The 25,754-nt window shown below is 49.3% G+C and carries 23 protein-coding genes; 19 read left to right on the top strand and 4 right to left on the bottom strand.

Going from position 1 to position 25,754, the window contains the following annotated elements; all coding sequences use genetic code 11:
- The first annotated feature begins 84 nt into the window (after positions 1 to 84).
- The 8 genes from BGO59_RS23245 (at position 85) to BGO59_RS23210 (ending at position 9,981) form a co-directional block, all read left to right on the top strand.
- Positions 85 to 1,050 (top strand): transketolase C-terminal domain-containing protein, encoded by a 966-nt coding sequence (locus BGO59_RS23245; RefSeq protein WP_293687220.1) that lies wholly within the window; start codon positions 85 to 87, stop codon positions 1,048 to 1,050.
- 91 nt (positions 1,051 to 1,141) lie between these two features.
- Positions 1,142 to 2,581: a DUF1593 domain-containing protein gene (locus tag BGO59_RS23240; protein ID WP_293687218.1), complete on the top strand. Its 1,440-nt coding sequence runs from the start codon at positions 1,142 to 1,144 to the stop codon at positions 2,579 to 2,581.
- Between the two features lie 24 nt (positions 2,582 to 2,605).
- Positions 2,606 to 4,018, top strand: coding sequence for a DUF1593 domain-containing protein (locus tag BGO59_RS23235; protein WP_293687217.1), 1,413 nt, complete (start codon positions 2,606 to 2,608; stop codon positions 4,016 to 4,018).
- A gap of 97 nt (positions 4,019 to 4,115) precedes the next feature.
- The gene (locus BGO59_RS23230; protein ID WP_293687215.1) at positions 4,116 to 5,084 is read left to right on the top strand and encodes a D-ribose ABC transporter substrate-binding protein; all 969 of its coding nucleotides are present in this window, start codon (positions 4,116 to 4,118) and stop codon (positions 5,082 to 5,084) included.
- 6 nt (positions 5,085 to 5,090) lie between these two features.
- Positions 5,091 to 5,726 carry a DUF2291 domain-containing protein gene (locus BGO59_RS23225; protein WP_293687213.1) on the top strand — a complete coding sequence of 212 codons (636 nt, stop codon included), beginning with the start codon at positions 5,091 to 5,093 and terminating at the stop codon, positions 5,724 to 5,726.
- 90 nt (positions 5,727 to 5,816) lie between these two features.
- Entirely contained in the window at positions 5,817 to 7,340 is a 1,524-nt protein-coding gene (locus tag BGO59_RS23220) for a sugar ABC transporter ATP-binding protein (protein ID WP_293687211.1), read from the top strand.
- Between the two features lie 65 nt (positions 7,341 to 7,405).
- Positions 7,406 to 8,386, top strand: a complete 981-nt coding sequence (locus BGO59_RS23215; protein ID WP_293687209.1) for a ribose ABC transporter permease — start codon at positions 7,406 to 7,408, stop codon at positions 8,384 to 8,386.
- Positions 8,387 to 8,481: 95 nt separating this feature from the next.
- Positions 8,482 to 9,981 (top strand): glycerol kinase GlpK, encoded by a 1,500-nt coding sequence (locus tag BGO59_RS23210; RefSeq protein WP_293687207.1) that lies wholly within the window; start codon positions 8,482 to 8,484, stop codon positions 9,979 to 9,981.
- A gap of 67 nt (positions 9,982 to 10,048) precedes the next feature.
- Here BGO59_RS23210 and BGO59_RS23205 read toward each other — a convergent pair whose 3' ends face one another.
- On the bottom strand, positions 10,049 to 10,402 hold the full coding sequence (locus tag BGO59_RS23205; RefSeq protein WP_293687205.1) for a hypothetical protein: 354 nt from the start codon (positions 10,400 to 10,402) through the stop codon (positions 10,049 to 10,051).
- 61 nt (positions 10,403 to 10,463) lie between these two features.
- Between BGO59_RS23205 and BGO59_RS23200 the strand changes: the two genes are divergently transcribed.
- The 4 genes from BGO59_RS23200 (at position 10,464) to BGO59_RS23185 (ending at position 12,848) form a co-directional block, all read left to right on the top strand.
- Positions 10,464 to 10,925 (top strand): OsmC family protein, encoded by a 462-nt coding sequence (locus BGO59_RS23200; protein ID WP_293687203.1) that lies wholly within the window; start codon positions 10,464 to 10,466, stop codon positions 10,923 to 10,925.
- An 82-nt stretch (positions 10,926 to 11,007) separates the two neighbouring features.
- Entirely contained in the window at positions 11,008 to 11,175 is a 168-nt protein-coding gene (locus BGO59_RS23195) for a hypothetical protein (protein WP_293687201.1), read from the top strand.
- A 300-nt stretch (positions 11,176 to 11,475) separates the two neighbouring features.
- Positions 11,476 to 12,270 carry a thymidylate synthase gene (locus tag BGO59_RS23190; protein WP_293687199.1) on the top strand — a complete coding sequence of 265 codons (795 nt, stop codon included), beginning with the start codon at positions 11,476 to 11,478 and terminating at the stop codon, positions 12,268 to 12,270.
- Positions 12,271 to 12,281: 11 nt separating this feature from the next.
- Entirely contained in the window at positions 12,282 to 12,848 is a 567-nt protein-coding gene (locus BGO59_RS23185) for a pentapeptide repeat-containing protein (protein WP_293687197.1), read from the top strand.
- A gap of 110 nt (positions 12,849 to 12,958) precedes the next feature.
- On the opposite strand, the gene BGO59_RS23180 is transcribed toward BGO59_RS23185, so the two are convergent.
- The gene (locus tag BGO59_RS23180) at positions 12,959 to 13,267 is read right to left on the bottom strand and encodes a 2TM domain-containing protein (protein WP_293687195.1); all 309 of its coding nucleotides are present in this window, start codon (positions 13,265 to 13,267) and stop codon (positions 12,959 to 12,961) included.
- A gap of 128 nt (positions 13,268 to 13,395) precedes the next feature.
- Between BGO59_RS23180 and BGO59_RS23175 the strand changes: the two genes are divergently transcribed.
- The 5 genes from BGO59_RS23175 (at position 13,396) to BGO59_RS23155 (ending at position 20,582) form a co-directional block, all read left to right on the top strand.
- The gene (locus BGO59_RS23175; RefSeq protein ID WP_293687193.1) at positions 13,396 to 15,126 is read left to right on the top strand and encodes a helix-hairpin-helix domain-containing protein; all 1,731 of its coding nucleotides are present in this window, start codon (positions 13,396 to 13,398) and stop codon (positions 15,124 to 15,126) included.
- A gap of 140 nt (positions 15,127 to 15,266) precedes the next feature.
- Positions 15,267 to 17,678 (top strand): TonB-dependent receptor, encoded by a 2,412-nt coding sequence (locus BGO59_RS23170; protein ID WP_293687191.1) that lies wholly within the window; start codon positions 15,267 to 15,269, stop codon positions 17,676 to 17,678.
- Complete coding sequence (locus tag BGO59_RS23165; protein ID WP_293687189.1) at positions 17,678 to 18,814, top strand: DUF4249 domain-containing protein; 1,137 nt, start codon at positions 17,678 to 17,680, stop codon at positions 18,812 to 18,814. Before BGO59_RS23170 ends, BGO59_RS23165 begins: the two co-directional genes overlap by 1 nt.
- 72 nt (positions 18,815 to 18,886) lie before the next feature.
- The gene (locus tag BGO59_RS23160; RefSeq protein WP_293687187.1) at positions 18,887 to 19,879 is read left to right on the top strand and encodes a glycosyltransferase family 9 protein; all 993 of its coding nucleotides are present in this window, start codon (positions 18,887 to 18,889) and stop codon (positions 19,877 to 19,879) included.
- Between the two features lie 106 nt (positions 19,880 to 19,985).
- Positions 19,986 to 20,582, top strand: coding sequence for a hypothetical protein (locus BGO59_RS23155; RefSeq protein WP_293687186.1), 597 nt, complete (start codon positions 19,986 to 19,988; stop codon positions 20,580 to 20,582).
- Between the two features lie 18 nt (positions 20,583 to 20,600).
- Here the strand turns inward: BGO59_RS23155 and BGO59_RS23150 are convergent, their stop codons facing one another.
- Positions 20,601 to 21,662 carry a glycosyltransferase family 9 protein gene (locus tag BGO59_RS23150; protein ID WP_293687185.1) on the bottom strand — a complete coding sequence of 354 codons (1,062 nt, stop codon included), beginning with the start codon at positions 21,660 to 21,662 and terminating at the stop codon, positions 20,601 to 20,603.
- 111 nt (positions 21,663 to 21,773) lie between these two features.
- Entirely contained in the window at positions 21,774 to 22,376 is a 603-nt protein-coding gene (locus tag BGO59_RS23145) for a DUF4254 domain-containing protein (RefSeq protein ID WP_293687184.1), read from the bottom strand.
- Between the two features lie 264 nt (positions 22,377 to 22,640).
- Between BGO59_RS23145 and BGO59_RS23140 the strand changes: the two genes are divergently transcribed.
- Both BGO59_RS23140 and BGO59_RS23135 read left to right on the top strand, forming a co-directional pair.
- Entirely contained in the window at positions 22,641 to 23,264 is a 624-nt protein-coding gene (locus BGO59_RS23140) for a TetR/AcrR family transcriptional regulator (RefSeq protein ID WP_293687182.1), read from the top strand.
- Positions 23,265 to 23,412: 148 nt separating this feature from the next.
- Positions 23,413 to 25,740 (top strand): GAF domain-containing protein, encoded by a 2,328-nt coding sequence (locus BGO59_RS23135; protein ID WP_293687180.1) that lies wholly within the window; start codon positions 23,413 to 23,415, stop codon positions 25,738 to 25,740.
- Positions 25,741 to 25,754: the final 14 nt, after the last annotated feature.

Here is a 25,754-nt window from a genome sequence, read left to right as displayed (position 1 = left end):
AACCGCGAGGACGCAAAGACGCCAGGGTATAAAGTCTTAACAACCAATTCTTTGTGCCCTTGCAGTGAGAAATAAAATACAACCATGGGAGAAGTAAGTACTATAGTCGATCAAAGAGCCCTTGCCAATCTGGATGTATTTTCGAATACGCTTCAGGAACTGGCTAGTACCGACCGGCAAATTCTGGTGGTGACCAGCGATTCGCGAGGTTCGGGTAAACTGGTGCCGTTTGGGCAGAAGTACCCGACGCAGCATATCGAAATTGGCATTGCTGAACAAAACCTGGTGGGCGTTGCCGCTGGTCTGGCATCGACGGGTAAGACGGTATTTGCCGTTTCGCCTGCCTGTTTTCTAACGGCACGGTCGTTCGAGCAGATCAAAACCGACGTGGCCTACTCCGATAATCCGGTAAAACTGATCGGTATCAGCGCTGGGGTGAGTTATGGTGCATTGGGATCGACCCACCACAGCCTGCACGATTTTGCGGCTTTGCGGGCCGTTCATAACCTGATCATTGTGGCTCCTGCCGATAATTTCGAGACCGAACAGGCGATCCGGCAAGCGGCCGAACTCGACCATCCGATTTACATTCGATTTGGCAAAAAGCCCATGCCCTTACTGTCGGAAGCGAATCAGGAATTTGAATTTGGTAGAGGGCGAATCATCAGCGAGGGCGACGATCTGGTACTGATCGCAACGGGTGAAACGGTCTATCCGGCTCTGCTGGCAGCTCATAAGCTGGAAGCCCTGCACGGCATTAAGACAACGGTGATCAGTATGCACACCATCAAACCACTGGACTATGACCTGCTGGCGACAGTTGCGGCCAAAGGATGCCCCATCCTGACGGTGGAAGAACATAGCGTATTTGGTGGGTTAGGGGAAGCCTGTGCGTCGTTTCTGATCCAGAACGGTTTTTGTAATCGATTCAGAATCATGGGTATCCCCGATGAATACACGGTTACTGGCTCGCAGATTGAGATTTTCAATCACTACGGCCTATCCGAAGAAGGCATTGCGAACGAAGCACAGATCTTGCTGGATCTGTAGAGACGCCATACCTGGCGTCTCATTGGCGACAGCAACCATCCGGTCAGGAGACGCCAGGTATGGCGTCTCTACAAATTATCCTAAACCATACATGAAACATATTCTTTGTTTAATCACTCTATGCCTGTTGGCGAGTTTACCTTCGTCTAGCCATGGCCAGTCACCGGAAAATAAACAGCGGGTACTGATTCTGACCGACATTGAAAATGAGCCGGATGATTCGGAGTCTCTGGTTCGCCTGCTCACCTATGCCAATCAACTGGACATTGAAGGACTGGTAGCGACAACCTCCATTCACCTGCAAAAACGGGTGGCTCCCGAAACCATTCATCGGATTGTGGATGCCTATGGAAAGGTGCAGCCCAATTTGCTGAAACATGAACCGGGTTACCCAACGGCGCAGGTGCTCAAAACGCTTATCAAGAAAGGATTGCCCGTGTATGGCATGGGTGGAGTGGGCGACGGTAAAGACTCCGAAGGGTCGTCGTGGATTATCCGGCAACTGGAAAAACCCGACAGCCGCCCACTATGGGTGTCGGCATGGGGGGGCGTCAACACGCTAGCCCAGGCCCTCTGGACGATTCAGAAGAGCCGAACGCCAGAGCAGGCGGAACGGCTTTACCGCAAACTTCGCGTATATACTATTTCGGATCAGGACGATAGTGGCCCCTGGATTCGTAAGACCTTTCCGAGCGTGTTCTATGTCGTCAGTCCCGGTTATGGGTATGAATTTGCTACCTGGCGCGGTATCAACACCAACGAACCCGGTACGCGCCCGGAATATGTCAGTGATGCGTGGATAGCCGAAAATATTCAACAAGGGCATGGTCCCTTGGGGGCGATGTATCCCGACGTGGCCTTTGGCATGGAAGGGGATACGCCCTCTTTTCTGGGCCTGATTCCTAATGGACTGAATGCACCAGAGCATCCCGACTGGGGTGGCTGGGGAGGACGCTATATTCTGCAACAGCCTAACCTAGTGCCCAGTCGGAACAAGCCCGCCAGTGCTCCGGCTGAGGAGCCTGAAACGCGCCCCATCTGGACCAATGCATCCGATTCGGTCTTAACCCCAAGAACCTTTATGGCGGCTCCTTCGACCAGTGGGCCAAAGCCAGCAAAAAGCACGATGGCTACCATCTGGCGTTGGCGTACTGAATTTCAGAATGATTTTGCGGCCCGGATGGACTGGTGTACCAAATCGTATCAGGAAGCGAATCACCCACCTGTGCCCCGTTTGTCGCATCCCGAAAATCTGACCGTGAAATCGGGAGAGATGTTTTACCTGCGGGCATCCGACTCTACCGACCCCGACGGCGATTCGATGAGTTTTCGCTGGATGCAATACCCCGAAGTGGGAACGTACCAGGGGGTTATTTTGTACGAAAATTTTGTCACGAACATCTACGAGGCCCGGCCAATCGCTCCCAAAGTGACCAGTCCGCAAACCATTCATTTCATCCTGAAAGTGACCGACAAAGGCACACCCGCCTTAACGCGGTACAAGCGAGTCATTGTTACCGTTGTTCCGTAGCGTGAACCCAATACGAATAAACCCATGAAACCTGCTTATCTAGTTATATGGCTCCTGCTGCTCGGGCTGCCAACTGTGCCGAGTCAGGCTCAACAAGCCGGGCAAAAATTACGGGTACTGGTGCTGACGGATATCGAAAATGAACCCGATGATGCCCAGTCGATGGTTCGTTTCCTGACGTATTCCAATCAATGGGATGTAGAGGGTCTGATAGCCACTACCTCGGTTCATCAGAAAGATCGGGTGGCGCCAGAGCGTATCCGGCAGATTGTAACGGCCTACGGGAAGGTCCGGTCGAATTTATTGCTGCACGAAAAAGGCTATCCCGAAACGCAGTATCTGACCAGCATCATCAAGTCGGGCTATCCTAATTTTGGCATGGGTGCCGTTGGGCCGGGGAAAGATTCGGAAGGCTCGGACTGGATTATTTCGGTTGTCGATAAAAAAGATGATCGGCCCGTCTGGATTCCGGTTTGGGGAGGGGCCAACTGTCTGGCGCAGGCGCTCTGGAAAGTACGGCAAACGCGTGCACCCGACGATGTCGAGAAATTTGTGGCCAAGCTCCGGGTTTATACCATTTCCGACCAGGACGATACGGGGCCCTGGCTTCGGAAGACCTTTCCGAATCTGTTTTACATTGCCAGCCCCGGTTTTCATGCCGGGGGAGCCTATCATCAGGCAACGTGGAGCGGGATCAGTGGCGATAAGTTTCACGGGCGGTTCCAGGGCGCAGATTTCAGTCTGGTCGATAACCCCTGGCTTGACGAAAACATCCGTAAAAATCACGGGCCGTTGGGAGCCGAACATCCGTTTACAAAATTCCTGATGGAAGGCGATACGCCGACGTTTTTGTTTCTGATCGACAATGGCTTAAGTGATCCTGAACATCCGAATTATGGTAGTTGGGGTGGCCGCTACGAGTTCTATACCCCCCGTATGCGCAAGTGGTTTTACGAACCCGAAACTCGTCCGTTCTGGTCCGATGCCGAGGATGAAGTGATGGGTGTCGACAGTGGTTGGTACACCAGCAATAAAGCGACGATCTGGCGGTGGCGGAAAGCGTATCAACACGATTTTGCTGCCCGCATCGACTGGACCATCAAGCCCTACAAAGAGGCCAATCATCCACCCATTGCCAAATTAGGTCATCCAAATCAGGTACAGGCAAAAAGCGGTGAGAAAGTCATGCTGAGCGCCGACGGCTCTTCCGACCCCGATGGCAATACGCTGACCTACGAATGGATTTATTACCGGGAACCAGGTACGTTCGAAAGTAGTCGGGCGTTGGAGATACAGGATAAACGGAAAAAAAATGCCTTCATCATAGCGCCGACCGTGACGAAGCCCGAAACGTTTCATGTCATCCTGGCTGTGACCGACACCGGAACACCGTCACTGACTCGCTATCAGCGCGTTATCGTAACAGTAATGCCGTAGTATTTTGTCATTCCGACGATAGGAGGAAGCTCAAACTTGACTATTACTCAGACCTGAGATTCCTCCTATCGTCGGAATGACAAAAAAACTAAACTATATGAATAATTTACTCACATACAGTCGCTTATTCGTCCTGCTACTCCTGCTGCTACTGGCAGGAAGCTGTACGAGTAAAACGGACGCTAATGGCCCGAAGAAGGTAGCCGTCATCGTGTCAACACTCAATAATCCGTGGTTTGTGGTGCTGGCCGAAACAGCGGCTGCTGAAGCCAAAGCGTTGGGTTACGAAACCAAAATCTTCGATTCGCAGAACAACACGGCCCTCGAAAGCGATCACTTTGAGAACGCCATCGTGTCGGGTTTCAACGCTATTCTCTTGAATCCAACCGATTCCGACGGCTCCATTGTCAACGCACGCAAAGCCATTGAAGCCGGTATCCCCGTGTTCTGTATGGACCGGGAAGTCAATTCGCCCAGGGCGGCAACCTGCCAGATTCTGTCCGACAACTATTCGGGCTGCGTGGCTATCGGCAAGTACTTCGTTCAGACCTTACGCGCCAAAGCGTCTAACACACCGATCAACTACGTTGAGATTCTGGGATTAGTGGGCGACAACAACACCTGGAACCGTTCGAAAGGCTTTCATAGTGTGGTTGATCAGTACAGGAATTTTAAGATGGTGGCCCAGCAAAGCGCCGATTTCGACCGGAATAAGGCAATGGAGGTGCTGGAGTCCATTCTTCAGGCGCATCCCGACATCAATGCGGTTTTTTGCGGAAACGATGCGATGGCTATGGGTGCGTATCAGGCGTTGGTAGCGGCTGGCAAAGCGAACGATGTGGGTGTGTTTGGCTTCGACGGGGCCGACGATGTGATGAACTCCATCCGCGATGGAAAGATCAAGGCAACCGGATTGCAATCGCCCCAGACGATGGCTAAAACAGCCGCTCAGTTTGCCGATGCGTACTTCAAGGGTAAACGCGACTTCGCTAAAAAGATCCCCGTGGCCGTTGAGTTGATTGATCAGGGGAATATCAAGGATTATCCGGCCACTAAAAAATCCTGACCAACAATGCCGAAAAACACACTGAAATACACCATGCTGCTCGTCCTGCTGGCGGTTGTGGCTTATAACTCGGTTTATTTCAAACGACTGGACGAAGTAAAGGCATCGGCAGGACCCAATGCTGGTCAGCCATTTGATGCGGCTTCCTACGCCAGTGCATTCTGGACCAACAAGCTCCTACCCGCAACAGCAAAAGCTACTGAGTTCGACGCGCTTCTTTCATTGTTAAAAACCGACAAGGAGAAGGCATTCAACACCCACTCGCACGCGCTGGGCATTGGCAACATCCGCTATTTTCTGGTGAAAGGGACGGGCAACGTAACAGCCGTTGGCGACAACGACATTACCATCTTACTGCCCTCAGGTGAATCGGTTAAGCTGGCGACGGAGTACATTTTCGGAAATGCCGTTCGCGATGCCTCCGGCCTGATCCAGATTACGGAATTTGATAATACAATGGATCTCAACAATGTATCGGCCGAACTGAATACGATTATTCGAAACAAGGTGGTGCCACCGCTGAAAGCTAACGCCAAACCGGGCGCAACAATCAACTTCGTCGGTGCCATCGAGCTAAACAAAGCGCATTTGCATCTGGAGACTATAGAGGTGATTCCGATTTCAGTAGAGGTCATTAGATAGGCATTAATTGTCATTCATAGTCACTAACACTGGGGCTCAAAAAAAAACCAATGACTATCAAATGACCATCAATGACAAAAAAGCTACCCCATGTTAATAGCCGAAAATATCACCAAACGATTTGCGGGCGTAACGGCGCTGGACGGGGTTTGTCTGGAGTTTCGGGCAGGCGCAGTAACCGCCGTAATCGGTGAGAACGGAGCCGGGAAATCCACGCTGATGAAAATTCTTTCGGGCGTTTACCCGGATTACGAAGGACAAATTCGGTTCAATGGGGAGCCTGTTCGGTTCAGCTCCATCCGCGATGCGCAGGCTTGTGGTATTGCTATTATCCATCAGGAACTGAATCTGATTCCGTATCTTACTATCACGGAAAATATCTTTCTGGGCCGCGAAATCACCACGCGCTGGGGTACGCTAGACAAGAACGCGATGCGGATCAAAACGCAGGAATTACTGGCCAGACTCAAACTGCCAATCGATCCTGAAACACGGGTGTCTGAACTGAAAGTGGGTCAGCAGCAGGTAGTCGAAATGGCAAAAGCGTTGCTCGTTGAGTCGGACGTGATCATTATGGATGAGCCGACGTCGGCGATCAGCGAGAGCGAGGTAGCGGTTCTGTTCACGATTATCGACGATCTGAGGAAGGAAAACAAAGCCATTGTTTATATCTCGCATAAACTAGACGAACTATTTACCATTGCTGACCAATACGTTGTTTTGCGTGACGGTAAATCCATTGAATCGGGTAGTATGCAGGGCATTGACCATGATACACTCATTCGGAAGATGGTGGGTCGCGACATTAACACGATTCGCCGGAGAACGACGGGTCATGCTTTTCAATCATTGCTGTCGGTCGAAAACCTGTGCCTGAAACACCCGGTCCGCGTGCAGGAAAATCAGCTCAAAAACATCTCGTTCAGCGTAAGGCGGGGTGAGGTGGTCGGACTGTTTGGGTTGATGGGGGCCGGGCGGACGGAGCTATTGGAATCCCTTTTCGGGCTTCATCCAAAGCGTTGTTCGGGAGCGGTATACCTCGATGGAAAGTCGATTCTGCCGAAAACTCCGGCTGATGCAATCCGTTCGGGTATGGCGTTGGTGCCGGAAGACCGTAAAAAGGATGGCCTGGTGCTGGGCATGGACGTGCAAACCAACATCAGCCTGACAGTCCTCGAAAAAATTGAACACGCTGGTTTGCTGAGTCAGGTTAAAGAAACCACACTGGCAAAGAAATACGTAGCCGATCTGAAAATTAAAACGCCTTCAGAAAAGCAGACGGCCAAAAACCTGAGCGGTGGCAATCAGCAGAAAATTGTGCTTTCGAAGTGGCTGGCGACAAATCCAAAGTTGCTGATGCTCGATGAACCCACACGGGGTATCGACGTAAATGCCAAAAACGAAATTTATAAGCTCATTCTGCAACTGGCCGATGAAGGCATGGGGATTCTGGTGGTTTCGTCGGAACTGCCCGAAATCCTGGCTATTTCGGATCGCGTTCTGGTTATGAGCGAAGGTATTTTAACTGCCGAGATAGCTGTCAGCGAAGCCACTGAAGATGTGATTCTGAAGGCTGCGATACCAAAATCAATGAGCGAAAGAGTGAAAGAGTGATTGAGCGAATAAAGTCATTTCGCCCAATCACTCTTTCACTCATTCACTCTTTCTCCCTTTAACTTATGCACCTAACCGCAACTACCTATCGACCTTTCCTAACGCGATTTCAATCGCTGATTGCGCTGTTCATTCTCTGCCTGGGGATCAGTCTGCTATCGGATAAGTTTCTGACTGTGGCCAATTTCTGGAATGTGCTCCGGCAGATTTCCGTCAATGTATGCATCTCAACGGGTATGACGCTGGTGGTGCTGACAGCCGGTATTGACCTGTCGGTAGGTTCCGTTTTGGCTCTGTCGGGGGCGATTACGGCTGGCCTTCTGCGCAACGGTATTCCTATTCCGTCGGCCAATTTATACATTGGTTTTACCTTATTGGGAGCAATGCTGGCTGGTATCCTGACGGGTTCGGCGCTGGGTTGGTTCAATGGCTGGGCTATTACACGCTTTAAATTGCCGCCCTTTGTGGCCACACTGGCGATGCTGACCATTGCCCGTGGCCTGACGATGCTCTGGACGGAAGGGTTTCCAATCACAGGACTTGGCGACTCGTTTACCTTCCTGGGAACGGGCTGGTTTTTAGGCATCCCGGTTCCGGTCTGGTTATCGGGCCTTATTGTCGCTATGGCCGTTCTGGTCACCAATAAAACCCGGTTGGGTCGCTACATCTATGCCATCGGTGGTAGCGAAAGCGCAGCCCGGTTGTCGGGCGTGAATATCGACAGGATCAAAATGGCCGTGTATACCATTGCCGGAGGACTAGCGGCTATTGGGGGCCTGCTCGTCACTTCACGACTGGATTCGGCTCAGCCTAACGCCGGAACTAGTTATGAACTCGATTCGATAGCGGCTGTTGTCATCGGGGGTACATCCCTCTCTGGCGGACGGGGTAGCATACTCGGTACGGTGCAGGGGGCTATTATCATCGGTGTGCTGAACAACGGCCTGGTCCTTCTGAACGTATCGCCTTTCTGGCAACAGGTGGTAAAAGGATTCGTCATCCTACTGGCCGTAATCATTGATAAACGAACAGAGAAAAATGAATAATGTAAAATGAACAATGGATAATGTGATTAGGGAATCCATCTATTCGCTCCATTATTCATTTTGCGTTATTCATTATCCATTATTCATTAAGTTAAATGACCAATTCCTACATTCTTGCCATTGACCAGGGGACGAGCAGCACCAAAACGCTTTTATTTGACCAGAACGGGCAGGTAGCCGCACGGGCTTCGGAGCCGTTGATAACCAGCTATTTTGGTGATGGATTCGTTGAGCAGGACCCGGAAGAGCTAGTCCGAAACGTACTGATTTCGGTGGGAAAATGCATCGGAAGTTTCGCGGCTGAAGGCGGTGATCTGAAGGCTATTGGCGCCTGTGGTATTTCGAATCAGCGCGAAACATTTGTCGTTTGGGATGAAACAGGCGTTCCGTTCCATAATGCCATTGTCTGGCAGTGTAAACGCTCTATTCAAATCTGTGAGCGATTGAAAGCAGAAGGGCTTGAGCAACGCATTCAGGAAAAAACCGGGCTATTCATCGACCCGTATTTTTCGGGAACCAAGTTGATCTGGCTATACGAGAATGACGAGAAGGTTCGGCAGGCCGTCGATGCCGGAAAAGCGTACTTTGGTACGGTCGATACGTGGCTGCTTTATAAACTGACCAATGGCCAGCACTACCTTACCGATTATACCAATGCATCCCGCACACTGTTTTTTAACCTAAAAACGTTAAGCTGGGATCAGGAACTGCTCGCTGCGTTTGGGCTCTCGACACTAAATCTGCCTGAACCCAAACCGTCTTCGACCTTTTTCGGAGAATCGAATTTCAACGGGTTATTCGATCAAACCTTACCCATTACCAGCCTGATTGGTGACTCACACGCGGCCGCCTTTGGCGAAGGTTGTTTTGCACCGGGAACGGCAAAAGCTACTTTAGGAACGGGCTGCTCGATCATGATGAATATTGGAGAGGAGCCTATTACATCGCAACAGGGTATGGTCACGACCATTTGCTGGAGCACTGAAGAGCGGCCGGGCCGACGTTCGGTAGACTATGCTCTGGAAGGAGTGATCGTGACCTGTGGCGCTACCATTGAATGGCTTAAGAACAGCCTGGGACTTTTTGCGGAGAGCCGCGAAACGGAAGAGATGGCAACGGCTGTACCCGACAATGGTGGCGTTTATATTGTTCCAGCCTTTAGCGGTTTAGGGGCTCCTCACTGGCAAATGACCCGCAAAGCGTCGATCTCCGGGCTGACTTTCGGTTCAACGAAAAATCATGTAGTCAGAGCGGCCCTGGAATCCATTCCCTATCAGATCAAGGATGTGCTCGTAGCTATGGAGCAGGATACCGGAATACCGTTAGACGAACTAATGGTACACGGTGGAATTAGTGCCAATCAGTTTGTTGTACAGTTTTTGGCCGATTTGCTTGGGAAGCCGGTTGTCAACCGCGACATGCCTGACGTATCGGCTTTGGGAGCGGCTTATCTGGCTGGCCTGAAAACCGGACTGTTTAAAAGCCTCGATCATTTACAGACATTAAACGCGGGTAAAGTTTCCATAACGCCCAATGTCGAACGGTCGGCTGTAGAAAAAGCGTATGCGGGCTGGCAGGCTGCTCTCAAGGCGTAATAAAACACTGTTTTATGATTCGTATGATCTGTGTAAATCATAATCATCACAACAATCCGTGTTCTATCTAAAATAAACCTTTCCCGAAAAGATGATCCAGATTGATAGGCTCGTTGTGTAGGATGAAAAAATAGACGAGTGCCGCCAGGACTAAATAACTGATGGCCAGCCATTTTTTCTTCTGATCGAACTCGTTCCGGTGATGATGGTAATCATAAATCATGGAAGCCGACAAACCCATGACCATCAGAAAGAACGAGAACACGCCGAAATCTGTTCGGTACATACTCACCGATTGCATAAATCGTGCTCCCGAAACAATATAAAGTAACCAGGCGCCGAACCCTGCCCGGTACAAGTAAACGCTTAACCGGCGGTCGTTTTTAAGATCGAAAAGATCGTCGGTGAATTTTTCGGACATGGTTTTATTTACTTTGAGATGGTGAATATAAACAGTTTAGCTTATAAACGCAAAAAAGACAATGCTTGATTCACAACCCGTTACTGCTACTCAGGAATTTAACACAATGCAGATCGAACTGGTGCGCGTCGATGATGCTTTCCATTTTGAAGCCATCGGCAAATCGGGAGTTGCCCAGCATATGGATGCGGCTACCGATATTGGCGGACATAATGCCGGGGCCCGACCAATGGAAATGCTGCTGATGGGACTGGCTGGCTGTACCGCTATCGATGTCATTTTGATTCTGCAAAAACAAAAGTATGTGATCGAAGATTTCCGGCTGAAGGTCGATGGGATGCGTGAAAAAGATGCCCATCCAGCTCCATTCCGCAAAATACATATTACGTACTTATTGAAGGGCAAACTTGATACAGACAAGGTAAAACGGGCAATCGACCTGTCGATGGATAAGTATTGCTCCGCAACAGCTCAGTTTCGCCCGTCTGCCGATATTACTTACTCTTTCGATATTCAGGAATGATTTTCAACGCAATGGCGTAGTTTTTGCATAAAATTGGGAAAGATGCGTTATCGCATAAAAACCCTGCTAAACTACATTGACCATGAAAAAAGCCCTGCTCGGGTTGGCCCTGCTGACCACCCTGACTACTGTTTCGTTCGCCGGAGAAATTCGTAAAGAGAAAAAAGCCAAAAAGGCGAAATCAGAAAACTGCGAAAAATCCTGCGAAAAAGGCAGCCATGCCTGCTGCATGAAAAAAGCACAAGCCTAAGAACTGTTTTCATTCGTGGCGGCAGGTTCTTACAACCTGCCTGGTGAGGTTTCTCAAAACCGAGCCAGACCAACCGTTCGGTTTTGAGAAACCTCACCAGGGCAGATTTGAGAATCTGCCCTCACTCTATGCCTGCTGCATGAAAAAAGCACAAGCCTAAACTAACGATTGTTCGCTCAAACTGTAATGACCGAATGACGCGCAGCCAATGCCTAAAAATAAACCCCTCGCCTTCGTTGGTTGAGGGGTTTATTTTTGCCTAACGGTTGACTTATCCCTTCCGACTTCCGACTTTTGATTATGCAACAGTATCACGACCTCCTTCGCCATATTCTTCAGCATGGCACGCGCAAAACAGACCGTACCGGCACCGGCACGATCAGCGTATTTGGCTATCAGATGCGTTTCAATCTGGAAGATGGCTTCCCACTCCTGACCACTAAAAAGGTTCATACCAAATCCATTATTCATGAACTGCTCTGGTTCATCAAAGGAGATACGAATATCAAGTACCTGAAAGACAATGGTGTATCGATCTGGGATGAATGGGCCGACGAAAATGGCGACCTGGGGCCTGTTTATGGCAAACAATGGCGAAGCTGGGCCGCTCCCGACGGACGAGTCATCGATCAGTTGCAGGAAGTGCTGAAGCAACTTAAAAACTCACCCGATTCCCGACGGATGATTATTTCGGCCTGGAATCCCGCCGACGTACCGAGTATGGCTTTACCCCCCTGCCACTTGCTGATGCAGTTTTACGTAGCCGATGGGAGGCTTTCCTGCCAGCTTTATCAGCGTAGTGCCGACGTCTTTCTAGGTGTCCCTTTTAATATCGCCAGCTACGCCCTGCTGACCATGATGATCGCGCAGGAGTGCGGTTATATTGCCCACGAATTTATCTGGACAGGCGGAGATACGCACCTATACCTGAACCATCTGGAGCAGGTCGAAACGCAGCTTTCCCGTGAGCCTCGTCCGTTACCAACCATGCGCCTGAACCCCGACATAAGGTCTATTTTCGACTTCAGTTACGGCGATTTTACACTCGAAAACTACAATCCTTATCCAGCGATTAAAGCTCCGGTAGCCGTTTAGCATTCGGGTAAATGGAATACTACGATCAGATTTTCGACCCACTGACAAAGGTGATTGAACAGTGGTCTGGACATGAGTTTGAGCAGTGTACGTTCAGAAAGCTGGATTTGACCCAGGCCATGCTCAACAATGCCAGCTTTGTTGATTGTCGGTTTGAAGCCTGTAACCTGACGCGGGTTCAATTGAAAAACACAAAGCTCTACGAAGTTCGGTTCTCGAATTGTCAGCTTGCTCACGTTGATTTCGGAGTGTGCAATCCATTTGGTTTTCATGTCGATTTTCAGGCGTGTCAACTCGATTACACCGTTTTTCTGAACCGAAAATTAAAAAAGGCTTCGTTTATCGATTGCTCGATACGGGAAGCCTTTTTTCTAAACTGTGAATTGACCGGAACTGCCTTCACAAACTGTAATCTGGAGCTGACCAAGTTCGAAGGTAATGATCTGACACAGACTGATTTTTCCAGTTCATACAATCTGGTGATTGACCCCGAAGAAAATAAACTCAAAAAGGCGCGTTTCTCACTACACAATCTGCCGGGGCTGCTCACAAAGTATGGCCTGGTGATTAACCAGTGAACAACACAAGTGAGTCGAACCCTTAACGTGTAGTTCGACTCACATCGTGGAGTCAGGTTCTTAAACCTGCCCTTACTCATTCAGATACCTTCTTGAGCGTCCGGTAACTATTACCCCTGTTGCCGTACTAGTTTCTGGTATTCTTTTTCAACCATCGACCGTTCGCTGCCACCATGATACACATGGAAATAGTGGGAGGCAAGGCCAATGCCCCAACCCAGCATCGGGAAAATAGGCCAGGGGAATAGGTAACTAAAGCGCGTAAACGACTGGATCGTAACATTACTGACAATCCAGATTAGCCATAATCCGGCATTGATGATGAAATAAGAACGCAGATGCATCTGAAAACCAGCGCGGGCTTTGGCTTGTTTCCACAGGTAAGGATCGTATTCGGATTTAGATTGAGTCGGTTCCATAACTTATTAGTGACCTAAGGTTGAATCGGTTAATTGGTTTTGATGGGGTAAAGGTAGGCTGGCCATGTCCGGAGCGCTGCTGAAATCTGACCGATTGCCTAACTTGCGGAGTAAATTGCCCTTTTTGTATGACTAATTCCGAAATCGTTGATCTGCTCGAACTGACGGGCCGATTAATGGAACTCCATGACCGCGATGCATTTAAAACCCGGTCGTATCAGACAGCCGCGTTCAATCTTGATAAATCGACCGCCGATTTAGCCAATTTACCCGTTGAGGAGTTGGTCAAATTGCAGGGAGTGGGCAAATCAGTCGCCCAGAAAATCCGGGAAATTGCCGAAACGGGCCGTCTGACAGAGCTAGACGAATTGCTGGCCCAAACACCGGAAGGGGTCTTGGATATGTTTCGCATTAAAGGCCTGGGTGTTAAGAAGGTACGAACGCTCTGGCGCGAATTGGGCATCGATAACCTGCGTGACTTGCAACGGGCGGGGGAGAATGGCGAGATTGCTAAAATAAAAGGTTTTGGAGCCAGTACGCAGGAGAAAATTCTGGCGGCTCTGGAATTCTTACAGGAACAACAGGGAAAGGTCAGGATGGATAAAGCGGCCCTGATCGCAAAGCTATTAGATGACCAGCTATCGGCCCATTTTGAGCGGGTTGAAATCAGTGGGCAGGTACGTCGGAAAGCGCAGGAGGTGGATACCGTGCAACTGCTTGTGCAAACCAATGATCCGCTTTCGGCCATGCTGACTCTGCAAAGCCTCCCTAATCTGGAGCAGAATCAACAGGAGTCGTCGCCATTCGTTTGGCGGGGAAAGCTCGCTGGTTTTGATGTGCAGGTTGAGCTACTCCTATATCCGGCCGAGCAGATGAACCGGCAGTTGTTTATTCAAACGGCTACCGAATCGCATTTGCAGCAGGTTGGGGCAGGGGGCGCATCGCTGTTGCAGGTGGCCTATTCCAGCGTATTATCGGAAGTCGCAACGGGCACAACGGATGAACTGGAGAAAGCTATTTACGCCCGTGCTGGATTGCCTTATATCGTCCCTGAGATGCGGGAGGATGCCTTTGCGTTTCGCTGGGCGGCTAACCATCAGAGCGATGAGTTAGTAACCTGGGATGATCTGCGTGGAACCCTTCATAATCACAGTACCTGGTCGGATGGCAAGCAGTCGGTAGCCGATATGGCTGCCTATTGCCGTGAATTAGGTCTGACTTATTTTGGTATTGCCGATCATTCCAAAACGGCTTCGTACGCCAATGGCCTCGATGCTGATCGGGTTCGACAACAGCAGGCCGAAATTGATCAGCTAAACGCCGGTTTTGGGGCTGACTTTCACATTTTCAAAGGTATCGAATCCGATATTCTGGGCGATGGCTCACTCGATTACGACGACGCTACCCTGGCTACATTTGATTATGTCGTCGCTTCGGTACACCAGACCCTGACCATGTCGCTCGAAAAAGCCACCACGCGTTTATTGAAGGCTATCGAAAATCCATACACAACCATTCTGGGCCACCCGACAGGTCGTCTGCTGCTTGCCCGCGAAGGGTATCCCATCGATCACCGGGCCATCATTGATGCCTGTGCCGAGCATAACGTTGTTATTGAAATCAACGCAAGCCCCTACCGACTCGACATCGACTGGCGCTGGATCGACTACGCCATGCAGCAGGGAGTGATGTTAAGTATCAACCCCGACGCACATGATCTGGCCGGTCTCTTGGATATGCATTACGGTGTCGCCGTTGGTCGAAAAGGTGGCCTGACGAAAGCTATGACATTTAATGCGCTTACCCTTCAGGAAATGACCGACTACCTGCAACGGCGTCGGGAGCGGTTGCGTAAGTAGGAGAAAGGCAGGATCGATTAGGATTAATTATCAGTTAATAAGAACGTAAAGAGGGTAAATCCAGCGAATTAGCTCTTTATGTTTGTAAGGTTCCCCGATAACTAATCTGATTCTATCCTGCGCATCCTAAACCCGGCTCTATGCGGTTATTACCTGTACTGTTCGTTTTCTATTGTGTACTCAACGGGGCTTTTGCCCAGCAAAGGCCAAACACCAATAGCGCTTCAGCAACCTTTTCAGCTACGGGTTATGTTAAGGATGCCAAAACCAGCAAACCCATTCAGGGGGTAAACATCGTTGTACTGAATGTATCGAAAGGGTATGTGACCGCTAAAGATGGATTCTACACCGTACAACTTCCACCTGGCAAGTACGTTCTGCGGTTTTCCCATGTAGGCTACCGATCGCGTCAGGATACAATCGTGCTGAATAGTACCCTTTTTCGCGAAGTAATGATGGATGATGACTCCAAAGATCTGGAGGAGGTCGTCGTGACGAGCGAAGCCCCCGACCGGAATGTGCGAAAGGTTGAAATGGGAGTCTCGCAGTTGACCATCCGAAGCATTCGACGAATTCCGCCACTGATGGGTGAGGTCGATGTTGTGCGAAGTCTGCTGCTGCTACCTGGGGTCACAACCGTGGGTGAGGGAGCGCCTGGTTTCAACGTGCGTGGAGGAAGTACGGATCAGAACCTGATTTTGTTCGATGATGCCCCGGTATTCAATTCAGGGCATTTGATGGGATTCTTCTCAGTGTTTAACCCCGACGTCGTGCGCGACGTAACGCTGAATCGGGGAGGGGTTGCGGCAGCCTATGGTGGCCGGGCCTCGTCGGTGCTGGATGTGAAAATCAAAGAGCCGGATGCGCAGAAGTGGGGAATCAATGGCGGTATTGGTCTTATTTCGAGCCGTCTGGGCGTAGAAGGGCCTATTGTCAAGAATAAACTCTCATTTCTGGCTGCCGTCCGGGCCTCGTTCAACGACTTCCTTTTTAAGCTGGCTCCCCCCAATTTACGCGGCACAACGGCTAATTTCTACGATGTAACGACCAAGCTTAAGTACCAGCCCAGCGAGAAAAATACGATCACATTTACGGGCTATGTCAGTACAGATGTGTTCAAACTAGCATCCGATTCGCTATCGGGTCAGGAGATCAATGCGTCGTCAACGAAGTTCAATTACCAGACAATGACTGGCTCGGTTCGCTGGAATTACTTTATGAGTAAGCAACTGAACCTGGCTACATCGGTCATTTTTAGCCACTACAAGGCCGATTTGTCGGTACCCGATTCGGCCAACGCGTTTGATTTAAAATCGGGCGTTTGGCATCGGCAAATCAAATCAGATCTGACCTATACACTGAATGAGACCCATCAGTGGCAGGGAGGGATTAGTGCTATTGACTATTCCATCCAGCCCAATACCCGAATTCCGGGGCCGTACTCCAACATTTTGCCGATCGATATAGCCCAGGAACAGGCCTATGAACTAGCCGCTTACATTCAGGACGAATGGAAGCTGAATGCCGACGTATCGCTCATTGCCGGGTTGCGGTATTCTACCTTGCTGAATCGAGGACCGGCTACCGTACGAACGTACCAGGAAAATGGCCCGCGTCAGGACGAGACTGTAACGTCGACAAAGACATACGGGGCTGGTAAAATTTATAATACAATGGGCGGGCTGGAGCCTCGGCTGGCATTACGGTGGTCGGTAGGCGAGGGAAAATCAATAAAAGCGGGCTATAGCCGTTTACGACAATATATTCAGCAGGTAACCAATACAACAGCCGCCCTGCCTACGTCGCGCTGGCACCTGAGCGATCTGTATACCAAACCTGTCATTGCTGATCAATGGTCGCTGGGGTATTTTCGGAATACACCCGACAATGCGTTCGAAGTTTCGGGAGAGGTGTATTACAAGACGCTGACCAATGCCATCGACTATCGGGATGGGGCCGAACTTCAACTGGCCCAGGCGGTTGAAACCCAGATTGTGCAGGGAAGTGGTCACGCATATGGATTGGAAGGGCTGTTACGGAAAAATAAGGGGCGCTGGACAGGCTTTATGAGCTACACCTTTGCCCGGACCTTCCTCACGATGGACAGCCCTTTTGCCAGCGAACGGGTGAACAACGGCAATCCGTATCCAGCCAATTACGATAAACCGCATACGATCAACATTCTGGCCACGCATCGCCCGACAGCCTGGTTCAGTATGTCGCTCAATTTTACGTACAGCACTGGACGTCCAACCACGCAACCCGCAGCAATTTCCCGAATCGGTGGCGTACAGGTTCCAATATACCTGGATCGAAATCAGCAGCGCGTACCAGATTATCACCGCCTTGATTTCTCCATGACGTTTGAGCAAAACCCGGACAAGAAAAAGCGGAATCAGAGTAGCTGGGTGTTTTCGGTATATAATGTATACGCCCATAAAAATGCCTATTCCATTTTTTATAAGCTAAGTCCAGCTTCGGCCAGTGATGCGTATAAACTATCCATTTTCGGCACCGCGTTTCCATCTCTGACCTATAATTTCAAATTCTGATGAAACGATTCACTAAACGAGTGCGGCAACGGATGGTAAACGAGCGAATGGTTTTTGCTGGTGCGTCAGCCGTTCGCTCGTTCACTCAGTCACTCTTTCGCTCTTTCTTTTGGCTGGTATTTGTGGCTTCCTGCGTAACAGAGTTCCAGCCCGATGCGGTCAGTATACCGGCTTCGCTTGTTGTGGAGGGGCAAATTACCGATCAGCCAGGGCCTTACTCGGTTAAATTGACCCGAACGGCCGATTATTCGTATAAAAGCCTGAACCTACTCGAAACGGGCGCTACGGTAACCATTTCGGATAATCAGGGTAATCAGGAGGTGCTGAAAGAGCAAAGCTCGGGCGGGGTCTATGTGACATCGGCGACGGGTATCAAGGGGGTAGTAGGGCGTAGTTATAAACTAACCATTCAAACAAAATCAGGAAAAAAATACGAATCGGAGCCTGAAGTGCTGACGGCAGCACCACCCATTCAGAAAGTATATTACGAGTATACAGTTGAACCCGGAACGAGCAGTCTGGCAAAACGACAGGGGTGGAATGTATACCTGGACACAAAAGACCCGGAAGCTGCGGGGAACTTCTATCGGTGGGACTGGACTCATTATGAATTCACGGCCGTCTGTTACAAGCGAGAAGTGCCCAATACGAATACTGTAACGGGCTTGGGCTGTTGCTCAAATTGCTGGGACATTACCCGCTGTTACAATTGTATTAATGTGATTTCAGATGCCAATATTAACGGGCAGTCCATCAGTCGGCAGTTTATTATGCGCGTGCCGTATAAATCAAAAAGTAAGTATTATCTGGAAATCCAGCAGCAATCGTTGAGTAAGGGGGCGTATGATTTCTGGAAGAGTGTTCGCGGTCTGGTGAATAATACGGGTGGTTTGTTTGATGCAGCTCCTGCCTCGGCTCCCAGTAATCTGCATTGCGTGAATGATCCGACGACCATAGTGTATGGATACTTCGGTGCTACCGGACTTTCGGAACAGTATGTCAATATTGACAGAAGCAATGGGCAAGGGCCTCCCGACGCCGATCCGCCAGTCAATATCCCTATTCCTTCGAACTGTGTAGTATGCGAAAATAGTTTATACCGGACGCCTAATCAGCCGCGCTGGTGGCAATTTTAGGGCCATATCTGACTTAGCAACCGGTTTGGTGACTTCGTGTAAATCAGATATTTTTGTGCAAATGACAACAGCATGACGCGCCCGGTTAAACTACTAATTTTGCAGCTTTCTTCAATCGGCGATGTTGTGCTGACGAGTCCTGTTGTGCGTTGTCTGAAGCGCCAGCTCTCTCAGGTGGACCTGCATTTTTGTACAAGACAGTCGTATCAAGCTATTATCGATTACAACCCCTACCTTACTGGTCATCATTATTACGATGGAAACCTGTACGCGCTGATTCGGGAGCTGCGGGCTGAGCAATTCGATTATATAATCGACCTGCAAAATACGTTCCTGACCAGCCTGATCAAGGTAGCTGTAGGGTGTCGTTCCTTTAGTGTTGAAAAGCAGACGTTCCGACAGTGGTTGTATGTGCGATGGAAGATCAACGCCATGACGGAGCAACACATCGTAGATCGGTATATGGCCACCGTTCTGCCACTTGGTGTTGAGAATGATGGTCGGGGGCTGAATTACTTTATCCCGTACAAGGATGAGGTCGAAATCGACTGGCTTCCCGAAACGCATCAGCACGACTTTGTTGCGTATGCTATTGGTGGACAGAGCCCAACGTGTCGGCTGCCTGTGTTACGGATGATTGAATTGTGCCTGAAAATCAATTATCCCATTGTTCTACTGGGCGATAAAAACGATCGTAAAATTGGTGACCAGATCGTAAAGGCGATTGGTGAACGGCAGATTTATAACGCCTGTGGTCATTACAACCTGAACCAATCAGCGTCGCTTATTCAGCGGGCGCGGGTTGTGTTTAGCCATGATACGGGACTGATGCACATAGCGGCTGCCTTTCGTAAAAAAGTGTACTCAATTTGGGGTGGCACCACTCCTCAATTTGGCTATTATCCATATAAAACTCCGCACGTTCGGCTCGAAACGCTTGGCCTGCCCTGTCGTCCCTGCACAACGGGTAGCTCGGGCACTTGCCCTATGAAGCACTTCAAGTGTATGAATAACCTTTCGTTCGATTTCGAAGTAAAAGAACTGCGGATAAAGAAGAATTTTTGAGATGAAAAGATTCATGATAAGCAGCCTTTTGTAGGCGATTTTGTATTTATTGTCTATATTTAAGGCATTAATCTTAAAGTATAGGATTAATATACCTAATCACCCTATGACGCCTGAAAAAAGACTTGATCAGATTGAACCTGAACTGGCTGAAGTTATCCAGAAAGTGGATCGATTAATTGAATCGAATGGAAAGATTATTGATCTGGTTATCGATACGAAAGCTGAACTTAATTTAACTAAAGAGACACTGGTTCAAGTTGTTGATACGGTCGTGCGGCTTGATAGTACAGTCAGCAGGATTGATAGCGACGTAGCTGTTCTTAAAGTAGCTAGTGATAGAACAGCCAGAGCGATTGCTAATCTAACAGTAACTACAAAACAACAGTTTGAGTGGGTAGATACCCGATTTAATGAAGTGAGTACTCGTTTTGATGGAGTAGATGCTCGTTTTGACGGAGTAGATGCTCGTTTTGACGGAGTAGATGCTCGTTTTAATGGAGTAGATACTCGGTTTGACGGAGTAGATGCTCGGTTTAACGAAGTGGATACTCACTTTGGCGAAGTAAATGCTCGCTTTGATGAGGTGAATACCCGCTTTGGTCAGTTTGAAGCTAATCAAAACGAAATGCGTCAGGAAATAGCCGAACTTAAAATGGGCCAGGCGTTGATTTTACAAATTTTACGTGAGAAACTTCCTTAGCGGATATGTTAGGGTCAATCATTTTTCCTGATTAAGCATCTGTTTTACCCGATCGGCCACTGTCTCTACGGCAATCATGTGGAGGCAGGCTAAATCGCCACGCCAGCAGGGCTTATTGCCAAAAACAGAACAGGGTCGGCAGGGAAGTATTTCGGTAGAAACTTGCAGAATGGCGTCATCCCCCTGCCCCCAGGGGCCAAAACCCGCATCAGGATGCGTAGCGCCCCAGATTGACAGGACGGGTACACCGCTTAGGGCCGCCAGGTGCATATTGCCCGAATCCATGCATAGCATCCCGTTCAATCGTTGGATAAGCATTAGCTCAGCCGCCAGACCAAGTTTACCAGCTACCAGAATGGCTTGTGGGTATTGTTGCTGTAGTGTTTCCAGTTGGGTGATTTCCTGTGAGCCACCTCCAAACAGAAAAACAGTAACCGGTGTGTCTGTATACAGTTGGTTGAGCAAAGGAGCCAACCGTTCGAATGGCCACATCTTTTGTTCGTGTTGTGCAAAAGGCGCAATACCTAACCAGCGTGTGCCAGACTGAATCGATTGTTGGGCCAGAAACGAGGCCAGTTCGTCGCTGGCAGAGGCTACGAGTTGGAATCGGAATGGTTTTGCAGGTTGGAGAGTAAATCCGGCTATGTCGAAAACCTGGGCGTAGCGTTCAACAGTATGTAGAAGTTGACGACGTATTTTTCCTTCCTTTCGAGTCAGTTCCTTTTTTTCGCTTCGCCCTTTATCGATGGTTGCCGAGGGCGTACCAACTGCCTGGAAAAGAGCCTTCAGGACACCAGATCGTAAATTCTGATGGGCATCGACCAAGGTATCGAACGGCCCTAGCGCACGGAGTTCAGTAAATAGTTGAACCAGACCTTTCAACCCCTTATGTCGGCCATCGAAATCAGCCCCAACCACACGTACGTTCGGAAACTGGGCAAAAAAAACGGCAAACTTCTGCCGAGTCACCAGGGTAATGCCTACGTCGGGATAGCGTGATGTAAACGCTTGAATGACAGGGGTTAGTAAGGCTACATCACCCATAGCCGAAAACCGAAGCAGGAGCAGACTCTTTTTCAATGTATAGTATAGGCTATATGGTACAGGATGTATGAAGTATGATGTATGAACCAGTATCAAGTCATGCTCATCCGACTTACATCATATACCCTCTAGCATACATCCTATACCTTACGCTTGTCCGTATAAGATCGGATTCAGCGTCGGGTCGTTGTACATTTTCATTTGCCGGTACACTTTCATATACCGATCGCCGTTCTGAATATCTTCCAGAAGCTCGTCGAAGCAGCGGGCCAGATCACCTTCCTGTTCAAGGAGCACAGTCAGTTTCTGTTGTGCTTTCTGGCGATGCTCTTCTGATACGTCCGGACGGTCGACTTGCTCGTTGAAGTGGTAAAGCTTCAATTGGAGAATCGACATGCGGTCAAGGAGCCAGGCCGGTGTTTCAGAATTCATTCGGGCCGACGATTTGGGAGTAATGCCAGCAAAACGTGCTGAGAACCAGCTATCGATGAGTTCTACTGTGTCCGTACGATCCTGATTCGACTGGTCGATTCGGCGTTTAATCGCTACTAACTCGCTCGGGCTTATCGTTGGGCTGCGAATGATGTCTTCAAGATGCCATTGGACGGTATCGATCCAGTTTTTCTGATATAGCAAATGCGCGACATCGTTGGATGAATAGGGGTTGTTGATAGGCGTATCGACCTGATCGGTCAGGTGATAGTCCTGAATACTCTGGCGAAAAATGGTAGTAGCAAAAGTGGCGTTCATAAGCAATCAATCATTTGCAAAGATACAGCTTTTCGTGGGTTATGCCCAGCAGCAGACGACAGGCATACCCGAACAACCCAGCACAACGAGCTACAATTACCCCTGAGGACTTATGGGGAGTCAATGTGCCGTTTGCGGGTGAAATCGACCATCGATCCCTGATAGCCTAGCGGGAGTGAACCTTTCCTTAAAATTTAAACGTTTGTTTAAAACAGGATTTAAAATGCTTAACTCCCTTGTCCTGACCTAAAAACTAGTACGATTATGCGTTGTAGCCCCTCAAAAAATACGGAAGAGCGAATTCGGGAAGCGGCCCGCCAGGTCTTTCTGGAGAAAGGGTTTGACGGTACTACCTCAAGGGACATTGCCGAAGCTGCCGGTATCAATATCGCGCTGACTAACTATTATTTCCGTAGCAAGGAAAAGCTATTTATCAGCATTTTCGATGAACTGATCCAGTTGTTTTTCGAAGGCATGTTCTGCATTCTGAACAAGCCGATTGGCTTGCGTGAGAAAATTACTGAGCTAGTGGAGCATGATTTTCAACTGATGAAGAGCAACCCCAGTCTCTGCATTTTTGTCATGAACGAGATTCATCGGAATCCCGAACGTATGGCGAATGCCGTGGAAGCCCGAAAGCAATTTCAGCAATCCGTATTTGATGAACAGCTTCGCCGGGAAGCGGCACTTGGGCACATTCGCTCTATCGAAGCTATGCACCTCATGGTGATGATTGTGTCTAATATTCAGTTCCTATTCATCAGTAAGGCGATGCATATCCGAATCTGGCACATGAGCGAAGAAGCGTTCGATGCTTTTGCCAATCGGCACAAAGGCATAGTTATCGACATGATTACTAATTACTTATTTGCATTTGAAAGCGTCTGATTTTTAGTGCATAATCCACATGTATCTATGAATTGCCAAGGCTGAATGCTGTCGTCGTATACGATCAGACGGGTTTAGCGCCAACTCAGTCAATGAACCGAACCCGGCTAGTGTGTACAAACGTCTGGTTCGTAACCATACATCCTCTATGGAAGCAATTTTTACCATTCCGCCGGTTGTTGATCTGCCGGTTGATTTTCGGCTTTCGTTTCGACCCTTTGTGGCGTTTCTGAAAGCACAGCAACAAAAATTTTCCTCCGCTACGGAGTTATCCCGGTTGTATACATATCTGATCGACCGATTTATGGCGGCAGATGCGCTGACCGACTCACCGGAGCTTCGATTGAGCGAAGTGCAGTTAACGGAGTTATTTCAGTTGGTGAGTATGGCAATGCTCCCGCTCTCGCAGACCCGACCAATTCCCTTTGCGTTTGGACTCCCGTTGCCGCTCACGTTTTTTTACTATTCATCGGCTTTTGAAGCGTTGATTAGAAAGACGCCTGATTTTCTTCACAAAGCGCCTGATCAGATTCAGTGGGAGAAAAAGAAATTTTACCTCTATCAACTCATTCTCGACAGGTGTTACGGAATCAAAACCAATGAAGCCTGCGGGCCGACCATGCATTTTGAAAAAGAGCAGGACAGCTTGATGCGTTATTACCAGATGGAGGTCGACGCGTCGTTTTTCGAACCGCGCATCGAAGGGGAATTACCGCCCTTAAAATCGGCCTGGGTTGATTTTGCGAACGGACTAGGACCGTTGCCACAAGGGGACGATGCCCTGCCGCTGGACCGATTTATATTCGAAGGATTTTCCTTTTTTCGAATCGAAGACATCACCGAAACGGAAACCATCCGGCAGTTGGAGGATGTGTTTGTACACCTTCAGTCGGATACGGAGCCAGTGATTTACCGTCGGTTCGAAACGGCGATGCGGAATCTGTGTGGCCGACCGGATTTGCAGATTAGTCTGATGCCGCTGCCGCAAATAAACGGACATTTTGTCCAACATCCTGAAGGGAAAAAACGCAGCATTTTTATGCGCAATGCGGTCAATGTGATGGATGAGTTTAACGATCCGGATACGCAGGCGCTGGCGGCTAAACTAATGAAGAATCCGGTGCCGTATGTATTTGCGGGTTTGCAGGGATTGCCCGAAGCGGAGACTAAGGCATTGACCGAACGGAATATTCGGAGTTTGCTGGTATACCCCATCGTGATGGCCAACGAAGAGCTGGGGATTCTGGAAATGGCCAGTTCGCAGCCGGATGCCTTTGACGATAAAGTGTTGAAGATCATCGAGCGCATTAAGCCGCTGGTGCAGGAACTGCTCCGCTATCAACTAAATCAGTTCAAGGCTGAAATTGAGCAGTTGGTTCGGACGAAGTTCACGTCGTTGCAACCTGCTGTCGAGTGGCGGTTTTATAAAGAAGCCTGGGAAGAACTACGACGCAGCCGATCGGGCGATTCGACGGAGCAACTGACACCCGTACGGTTCGAACAGGTCTATCCGCTCTACGGGGCAGTCGATATTCGGAATTCGTCGGTTGAGCGGCACAAGTCGGTTCGGAAGGATTTAGCCGATCAGTTGCTGGCGGTGGAGGCTATTTTTATGCACGCCCATTTCCCTCCTCAGCAGGAGCGCCCCGAACAACTCCGGCTCGAAAACTATGCCTGTCAGAAACGGCTACAAGAGGGGATGGCTGCTGAGGATGAGCAGGAGATAGGTCTCTTTTTGGTCAATACCATAAATCCGTATCTGCGTCAGCTTATGCTGGAGCATCATCCATTATTGCCTGATCTGGAAGCTTATTTTGCGCAAATCGATCCCTTGACCGGGTTATTCAACCGGGCGTTGAAACGGTATGAGCTGACGATGGATAAACTCAACGCAACTGTAAACGACTATATTAATCAGGAAGAAAAACAGCTACAGACAATTTATCCGCACTACTTTGAGCGCTATCGTACTGATGGCACTGAGTATACGATCTATATAGGTCAGTCTATTGCCCCCGATAAACCGTTTGCACGTCCGATTCATCGGCAGTTGATCGAATGGCAATTGTCATCGATGGTAAAAACGGCCCGTCTGACGCAGAAGCTACTTCCTGAGTTACCTTTACCGCTGAAAACGACGCAACTCATTCTGGCGCATGCGCACCCGGTCGATATTGGTTTTCGGCAGGATGAACGCCGATTTGATGTGGAAGGATCCTATAGCATTCGGTATGAGGTTGTTAAAAAGCGAATCGATAAAGCCTTGGTAGAAGGGACCGGCCAACGGCTGACCCAACCCGACACCATCGCGCTGGTCTATAGCCATATCTCTGAAATTGGTGATTACATCGCACAAATCGAACGGTTACAGGCGAGTGGCGACTTGAAGCCAGAGATAGAATTCCTCAATCTGCAACCCATGCAGGGCGTATTTAACCTGAAAGCGCTTCGGGTGGGTATCAATTACAAGGCGTAACAACAGGCCAGAAC

It is taken from the genome of Spirosoma sp. 48-14 (assembly GCF_001898575.1).
Taxonomy (GTDB): Bacteria; Bacteroidota; Bacteroidia; order Cytophagales; family Spirosomataceae; genus Spirosoma.
The sequence above is the reverse complement of the archived record's forward strand: the minus strand, read 5'-3'. Positions and strand labels throughout refer to the sequence as shown.